8 protein-coding genes are annotated in these 7,251 nt (G+C 71.9%); 7 read left to right on the plus strand and 1 reads right to left on the minus strand.

Annotation, left to right across the window (positions count from 1 at the left end):
- The 7 genes from Q7W29_02290 to Q7W29_02320 form a co-directional block, all read left to right on the plus strand.
- Window positions 1-659, plus strand: a 659-nt coding sequence (locus Q7W29_02290; GenBank protein MDO9170640.1) for a hypothetical protein, incomplete at its 5' end; no start/stop codon positions are given.
- Window positions 656-982 carry a hypothetical protein gene (locus Q7W29_02295; protein ID MDO9170641.1) on the plus strand — a complete coding sequence of 109 codons (327 nt, stop codon included), beginning with the start codon at window positions 656-658 and terminating at the stop codon, window positions 980-982. The genes Q7W29_02290 and Q7W29_02295, both read left to right, overlap by 4 nt.
- Before the next feature lie 92 nt (window positions 983-1,074).
- Window positions 1,075-2,034 carry a FliA/WhiG family RNA polymerase sigma factor gene (locus Q7W29_02300; GenBank protein ID MDO9170642.1) on the plus strand — a complete coding sequence of 320 codons (960 nt, stop codon included), beginning with the start codon at window positions 1,075-1,077 and terminating at the stop codon, window positions 2,032-2,034.
- Window positions 2,035-2,055: 21 nt separating this feature from the next.
- Window positions 2,056-2,370: a hypothetical protein gene (locus Q7W29_02305; GenBank protein ID MDO9170643.1), complete on the plus strand. Its 315-nt coding sequence runs from the start codon at window positions 2,056-2,058 to the stop codon at window positions 2,368-2,370.
- Between the two features lie 16 nt (window positions 2,371-2,386).
- On the plus strand, window positions 2,387-2,938 hold the full coding sequence (locus Q7W29_02310) for a hypothetical protein (GenBank protein MDO9170644.1): 552 nt from the start codon (window positions 2,387-2,389) through the stop codon (window positions 2,936-2,938).
- Window positions 2,939-3,034: 96 nt separating this feature from the next.
- Window positions 3,035-4,531: a sigma-54 dependent transcriptional regulator gene (locus Q7W29_02315; protein MDO9170645.1), complete on the plus strand. Its 1,497-nt coding sequence runs from the start codon at window positions 3,035-3,037 to the stop codon at window positions 4,529-4,531.
- 109 nt (window positions 4,532-4,640) lie between these two features.
- The gene (locus tag Q7W29_02320) at window positions 4,641-5,720 is read left to right on the plus strand and encodes a PorV/PorQ family protein (protein MDO9170646.1); all 1,080 of its coding nucleotides are present in this window, start codon (window positions 4,641-4,643) and stop codon (window positions 5,718-5,720) included.
- Window positions 5,721-5,758: 38 nt separating this feature from the next.
- On the opposite strand, the gene Q7W29_02325 is transcribed toward Q7W29_02320, so the two are convergent.
- Entirely contained in the window at window positions 5,759-7,120 is a 1,362-nt protein-coding gene (locus Q7W29_02325; protein MDO9170647.1) for a LysM peptidoglycan-binding domain-containing protein, read from the minus strand.
- Between the last annotated feature and the right edge of the window lie 131 nt (window positions 7,121-7,251).

Raw genomic sequence — 7,251 nt, forward strand, 5'->3', positions numbered from 1 at the left:
CGCAGCTGCGCGCCGCCGGCGGGCGCTGGCAGGACCTGGCCGGCGTCCACGTCTTCCTCGGCGGCGCCGGCGCCGGCAAGACCGACCTGGTGCTGGGCAGCGCCGCGGCGCTGAAGGCGGCGGGCCGCAAGGTGCTCGTGCTGGCCCTGACCCCGCGCCACAAGGGCGACGTCCGCCGCCTGCAGGAAGAGGCCGCCGGGCGCGGCTACGACGCCGCCGTGTTGCGCGAGGCGGCCCAGTTCGAGCGCAGCCTCCCGCTGCTGCCGCGTTACGACGCCGTGCTGGTCGACACGCCGTGCTGGCAAGGCCCGGCGCTCCGCGACGAGGCCCTGCGGCGTTCCGTGGCCGACAACGAGGACCTGCACCGGCACCTGGTGCTGCCCCTGGACCTGGACCTCGGCGATCGCGAGCGCCTGTGGGAGACCGGCCGCGCCTGGAACTGCGACTGGCTGGCGCTGACGCGCGGCGACCTGAGCGCGCGCCCCGGGCGCCTGCTGGACGTGCTGCTGACCTCGCCGTTCCCGGTGTCCCTGCGCGCCACCGGCGCCTGGCCCGAAGAGCTGCCGCGGATCGCGGACGCGGGCAGCCTGGTCGAGCTCTGCGCGGCGGGGGGCGCCGCTGCGCCGGAAGCCGCGGCCGCGGCCGGAGGCGCGTCGTGAACAAGTTCGTCAACGTGCTGGCCCTGGGCGCGGCCCTCACTTCGCTGATCTGCGACATCTGGCGCGACTACGGGGCGCTGGCCGCCGGCAAGCGCGCGGCGCTGGCCTACTTCGCCTTCTTCGCCGTCGGTTCGCTGCTGTCGCTGATGTTCAAGACCGGCATCCAGGACGAGTGGGTCCGCGAGGACTGGCAGCGCCGGCGGGCCGAGAAGGCGCGGCAGGAGCAGGCGCGCGTCGCCGAGGAGATCCGGCGACTGGAGGAGAAGAAGCGCCGCGAAGCGGAGAAGGCGGCGAAGAAGGGGAAACCGGCGGCCGCCGCCTAGGCGGCGGTCCGGCCCGCAGCCGAGGCACGGTTCCTGCAACCGCCTCATCGCAACCACCCAGATAGCGACCATACCCGGGAACGAGGGCTTCCATGCAGCAGACCGACACCATCGAGCGGATCGAGCACCTGGACCTCTGGGAGCGCATGGCCGACAAGACCGACCAGCAGGCGCGTCACGCGCTGGTGGAGTTCTATGCGCGGGTGGTCAAATACGTGGCGGGGCGCATGGCCATCGGCCTGCCCCACTACGTGGACCAGAAGGACCTGGTGTCGGCCGGGCTGCTCGGCCTGATCCAGGCCGTCGACAATTACGACTTCCGCCGGGGCAACAAGTTCGAGACCTACGCGATCCCGCGCATCCGCGGTGCGATCCTCGACGAACTGCGTAGCCAGGACTGGTTCCCCCGCTCCCTGCGGCGCAAGGCGCGCCAGCTGGAGACGGCGCTGCACGGCCTGGAGTCCCGCCTCAACCGCACGCCGACCGACGAGGAGCTGGCCAAGGAACTCGGCGTCAGCCGCGACGAACTGCAGCAGATGATGGACGAGGTGGCGGTCGCGACGATCGTGTCCCTCGACGCGGACAGCTCCGAGGACGACGACCAGTCCAACTGCCTCGGCGACTACATCGCCGACACGCGCTCGCCCGACATCGAGACGGTGGTCTCGGAGGAGGAGATGCGCGGCCTCATCGCCGGCAGCCTCGAGGAGCTGACCGAGAAGGAGCAGCTGGTCCTGGTCCTCTACTACTACGAGGAGCTCACGCTCAAGGAGATCGGCGAGATCCTCGACGTGACGGAGTCGCGGGTCTGCCAGATCCACACCAAGGCGATCCTGCGCCTGCGCGGCAAGATCCAGCGCGGCGAGGGGCGCAAATCGATCGACCGCCTGGGCAGCGAACGGCGGGCCCAGCGCCGTAAGGAAGCGTCGCGTGAGGAATCCCCCCGCGACGCCCTGCTCGAGCGCGTCAACATCATGGCCGGTCTGGCCCTGCCGCCGATGCTCAAGCTGGCGGCCGTGCTGCTGGACCTGCAGGTGCCGCTGCGCACCTGAGGCCGGAGGGAGGTCGGACCCATGGCTGGCGACGGATTCTCGGTCAAGAGCACGATCTCCCAGATGACGAACGTGGCCCGCGCGCTGCAGAAGAGCCAGCAGATCGCCCAGACCGAGAGCGCCGCCGCCGGCCACCTGCTCAAGGGCGAGAAGCGGGTCGACCGCCTCCAGCCGACGGACGAGGCCCAGAAATCGAACGTGGATCCCGACCGTCGCCACCGCGGGGGCGACCGGGATCACCGGGACCGGGACGAGGCCGAAGCGGCGCCGGACGCCGCGCCGGCGGAAGGGACGCCGCAAGAGGCTCCCGTCTCCCGGATCGACACCACCGCCTGAGCGGGGAGGACGCGACGTGGAACGAGGGATCCTGGCCTTCCTGCAGGGCGCCGACCGGACGCTGGCCTGGGCGGCCGCCGTCGCGCTGGCCGCCGGCGGCACGGCCCTGTTCGTGGCCTTCTACCTGCAGTGGCAGCGCTGGCGCGCGGCCGCCGCGAGGCGACGCGACGCCAGGCGGACGGCCGCCGCGGCGAAGGCGGCGGCAAAGGCTGCAGCGCAGCGACCGACGGCCAAGTCTCAGGGACCTCAGGCCAAGTCGGCCGGGAAACCGGCCCCGGTCGCACCGCGGACACCGGCTCCCGCCACCGGCGTGGCCGCCTACCGTCGCCAGACCGAGGCGCCCGCGGCCGCGGCGGCGGACCTCGTCGCGGCGCTCCGGGACGGCGCGACGCCCGCCCCTCCGCCGGCGCCCGCGCCGCGTCTCGACCCCCTGCTGGCGCGACTCCAGGACGCCGGCGACCGCCTGGAGGAGATGATGCGCCGCCACGCGCACCGCTCGCACGAGCAGGATGACCTGGCGCGCCTGGCGGCCGCGATCGACGTCGAGTTCGTCCACAAGCAGGCCTGAATCCGCCTTACTCGCATTAGACATGGCAGAATCGACGAATCGGTGGCATCCTGGGCACGTGACTGTCAGGTGTGACAGATCCGCAGGAGGTGGGACGTGCCCCACGATGTCGTGATCCTGAGCCGCCGCCCGGCCCTGTTCAAGACCGCCGCCGACTGGCGCCTCGCCGGCGTCGATCTCTACGTCCACGATTCGCCATCTGAGGCCCTGGCCCGCTTCGCCGACGGCCGGGGCGCCCTGCTGGTCTTCGACACCAACGACTTCGCCCGGACCCGCCACGTGGTCGAGAAATTCCTGTCATCCAAGGGCGACGCCGACCTGCTGGTCCTGGGCGGGGAGGACGTGCTCGAAGGCTTGCAGGACAAGCCGCGGCGGGGCGCCCTGCGGCGCCTGGACGCGGGCACCGGCGGCGACGCGCTGCGCCAGGAGGTCGAGCGCCTGCTGCGGCTGCGCAACGTCCGCCAGCGCAGCGGCATCGTCGGGCGCTCGCGCGCGGTCAACCAGATGATCGCGCTCATCGCGCAGGCGGCGCCGCTGGACGTGACGATCCTGATCCTCGGGGAGAGCGGCACGGGCAAGGAACTCGTGGCCCGCGCCATCCACGACCACTCGCGCCGCGCGGCCGGTCCCTTCGTCTCGCTCAACTGCGGCTCGTTGAGCGAGGGCGTCCTCGAGAGCGAACTCTTCGGGCACGAGCGCGGCGCCTTCACCGGCGCGGTCAGTCGCCACGAGGGCGTGTTCCGCCGCGCGGACGGCGGCACCCTCTTCCTGGACGAAGTGGCCGAGATGCCGCTGCCGATGCAGACCCGCTTCCTGCGGGCGCTGGAGACCGGCGAGTTCACGCCCGTCGGCGGTTCGCGCCTGGAGCGCAGCGACATCCGCCTGGTGGCGGCGACCCACCGCGACTTGGCCCGCGACGTCGAGGAGGGGAGGTTCCGCCAGGACCTCTACTACCGCTTGCGGGTGGTGGTGATCCCGACCCCGCCCCTGCGGGAACGGCGCGAGGACGTGCCGGTGCTGGTCCAGCACTTCCTCGACCAGGAGAACGAGCGGCACGGCACCAACGTGCGCGGCATCTCGCGCCCTGCCTTGGAGATGCTCCTGAACCACCCCTGGCCCGGCAACGTGCGCGAGCTGGGGAACCTCGTCAGCTCCGTGGTGGTCTTCAAGCGCGACGGCATGATCGAGGCGGCCGACCTGCCGCAGGACATCGTGACCGGCGGCCGCGCCCGCGCGTCGCGCCTGCCCGTGCCCCTGGCCCGCCCGTTCGCGGGCCTGGACCTGGAACTGCTCTCGGCCATGCTGCTGGAGATGCGCCAGGACCTGCACGAGATCAAGGGCCTGCTGCGCGGCGAGGAACGCATCCCGCACGGCGAGTCCGTGCCCCTGGACGGCACGTTCGTGGAAACCATTCCGGTCGATCACGGTTACACCGCGGAGGCGGCCGGTCCCGTGGACCTCGAATCGGCGGAGCGGGCGCTCATCGACCAGGCCCTGCGCTCCACCGGCGGTCGCCGCCGGCGGGCCGCCGAGCGGCTCGGCATCAGCGAACGGACGCTCTACCGCAAGTTGCTCAAGTACGGCCTGAGCTGAGCGGGCCGGGACACGGGCCTTGGCTGACCTGAAAAGACTGTGGTATTTTGTTGCAGGCCGACGCCCGCGGGGCGCGGCCGTCACCCACCCCCTGGGATGCGAGGACACGATGCACAGATCCGGACTTTCCGGCACGAAGGAGCGGGCGCGCGTCGCGGCGGCGCTCGCCGCGGCCCTGCTGCTCGCGCCGATCGGAGCTTCGGCCGCCAAGTACGCCGGGTCCTTCATGGAAGACGGCGGCGGCGCCCGCGCCCTGGGCATGGGCGGGGCTTTCACGGCCGTGGCCGACGACCCCTCGGCGGCCTTCTGGAACCCCGCCGGTCTCAGCGGCCTGGAGGGTTGCGGCCTGCTGGTCATGCACGCGGAACAGTTCGGCGACCTCGTCGACCGCGACTACGCGGCCTACGCCCGCCCCGTCGACTGGTCGCTGATGGGCGGGACGGAAGCCGGCTTCGCGATCTCGGCGATCCGCCTCGGCGTCGACGACATCCAGCTGACCGCGCACCTCCAGGACCAGCTCGACACCGACCACGACGGCGTGGTCACCGACCAGGAACTGGCCGGTCTGTTCAACCTGCGCGACCAGTTCCGCTACGTCAGCGACTCCGAACTGGCGCTCTTCGCCTCCTACGCCGAGCGGCACGGCGACTGGCTCCTGGGCGGCACGGTGAAGTTCGTGCGCCAGAGCGTGGCCGGCTATTCCAGCCTGGGCCTGGGCGCCGATCTCGGCCTGCTCCGCCGGGGCGTGTGGCGGGGCCTCGACTTCGGACTGAAGCTCCAGGACATCACCACGACCTTCCTCGCCTGGTCGGGCCCCGGCGACTACGCGGGCACGACCGAGGTCATCACCCCGACGATCGTGCCGGCGTTGGCCTACCGCTTCCCGCTGGAACGCTGGCGGGCCGAGCTGACGCTGGCCGCCAGCGCCGAGTCGCGCTTCGACGACCGCGGCGACGCCGACCAGTACGCTTCGGGCGCCTTCAGCACGAACCTCCACACCGGCGCCGAACTGGCGCTCGACCGTCGCGTCTTCCTGCGCGGAGGGTTCAGCGGGGGATGGGGCACGGAGGAACTGACTGCGGGCGCCGGATTCAGGCTGGCGGATCTGACGGTCGACTACGCTTATGCGGGCGACACGCTCGGCAACGACGAGGAAACCCACCGGGTCAGCATCACCGCCCACTTCTGACGGCGCCCCGCGCCGACGCCGATGCCGGCCGTTGCGTCCTAGTGACGCGGCGGCCGGTACGCGTGCAGTCGCTGGCCGGGGTGGATCACGCTCGAAGCCCTCAACCCGTTGACGCTGATGATGTGCTTCAGCGTGACGCCGAGCCGTCGCGCGATCTCGAACAGCGTGTCGCCGGATTTCACGCGGTAGCTCACGCGCTCGTAGCCGGCGGGAGGCGTGTAGGCGCCGACGTTGGCCGGCGCGGGCGCCGGCTTGGCGGTGGCCGGTGCGGCCGCCTTGGCTTCTGCCGGTTGGGCGATGGCGACGGTGCGTTCGGGATCGCGGGGCGCGCGGACGCCGGGCATCGGGATCAGGAGCTTGTCGCCGGGGTGGATGCGCGACACGTCGCGGATCTTGTTGAGGTCGGCGATGTCGCGCACCCGGGTGCCGTAGCTCGTGGCGATCTGGCTGAGGGTCTCGCCGCGGCCCACGGTGTGCCGGCGCCAGGTCAGGCGCTTTTCGGGCGGGACGGCGGCGAGTCCGATCGCGCAGCGCTCGCCGGTGCCGGCCGGTACGCGCACGCGGAAGTCGCTGCGTTCCGGCGGCGTGGCGCCGCGCAGCAGGCCGGGATTGAGCGCGGCGACGGCGTCGCGGTCGACGCCGGCGCACTCGGCGATCAGCGCGACGTCGGTCGCATCCGTGACCGGGACGGTGTCGAAGGCGATGTCGGGCACCGCCGGCACGTCGAAGCCGTACGCGGCGGGATCGCGGCCGACCTGCAGGGCGGCCGCGAACTTCAGCACGTGGTTGCGGGTCTGCTCGGGCATCCGCAGACGGCGCACGTCGTCGTGGCCGGCGGCCTGGATGGCCCGTTCGATGCGGTGCTCGCCGGTGTTGTAGGCGGCGATGACCAGGGTCCAGTCCCCGAACATGTGGTACAGCTGCGTGAGGTACTTAGCGGCGGCGGTGGTGGCGAGTTCGAGGTCGTGGCGTTCATCGACCCACCAGTCGCACTGGAGCTTGAAATGGCGGGCCGTGCCGGCCATGAATTGCCAGTAGCCGACGGCGCCGGCGCTGGAACGGATGCGGGGGCTGAAGCCGCTCTCGATGGCGGCCAGCCAGATCAGCTCGCGCGGCAGGCCGGCGGCGTCGAGTCGGCTGTAGATCAGCGAGTCGCAGGCGGCCTTGCGGGTCAGCCAGGCCTGCATGAAGCCGCGGCCGGGGCCGGTGAAGTGGTCGACCCAGCGCTGGACCGCGTCGTGGTCGAGGATCTGCAGGTCCTGCTCGATGGCGTTGCGTTCGGGGACGGTGACCGGGATCAGGGAGTCGGGCAGCGAGAGGCCGCGCATCTCGTCGTACACCAGGGCGACCAGGGAGTCGTCGGCCGCCACGGTTTGACTCAGCGACTGTTCCTCGGCCATTCCATTCGCCGGCAGGGAGACGCCTTGGCCTTCCTCTTGAACCGAGGCGACCGCGGGGGAGTCGGGCGGTCCGGTGACGTCATCCTGGAGCGGAGGGACCGAGGCGCACCCGTAGGTGAGCGTGGCCAGCG

Source organism: bacterium (genome assembly GCA_030654305.1).
GTDB lineage: Bacteria > Krumholzibacteriota > Krumholzibacteriia > LZORAL124-64-63 > LZORAL124-64-63 > PNOJ01.